This window comes from Paenibacillus maysiensis, assembly GCF_000520815.1.
GTDB lineage: Bacteria > Bacillota > Bacilli > Paenibacillales > Paenibacillaceae > Paenibacillus > Paenibacillus maysiensis.
The window spans coordinates 1-382 of sequence record NZ_ASRY01000096.1; the positions used below are offsets into that span (position 1 = coordinate 1).

General features: G+C 56.8%; 1 protein-coding gene. It reads right to left on the reverse strand.

The window, feature by feature from the left end; genetic code table 11:
• The coding region (locus L696_RS28315; RefSeq protein ID WP_245233306.1) for a CocE/NonD family hydrolase at positions 1 to 369 on the reverse strand (369 nt) is incomplete at its 3' end.
• Positions 370 to 382 lie beyond the last annotated feature (13 nt).

A 382-nucleotide genomic window follows, 5' to 3' on the forward strand; every position in this document is an offset into this window, starting at 1 on the left:
CCCCGATAGATAGAACCATTCGGACGGGGAAGGCTCACCCTCAAGTACAAAAGGTAGCTGCTCCGCCGTATGCCATTCATGGCTCAATTGGTCAAAATAACGGATCGGCGGTTCTTCGGACAATTCCGTGTCTTCCTTGCCCTTCAGCCAATAATCAAACCAACGCAGCTGCTCTAGATGATGACCGCCGTCCGCCTGCTCGCCATGATCGATTCCGCCCGCTCTACGCCCCCATGGAATGTGGGCCCACGGGCCAACGATGAGCCGATGAAAGCAATCCGGTGTGGCAGTAGCTTGCAGAGCCTCAAATGACTGCAGCGTGCCCATCAGGAAACCGTCATACCAGCCGCCAATATGCAAAGCTGGCACCGGCTCCCCCACG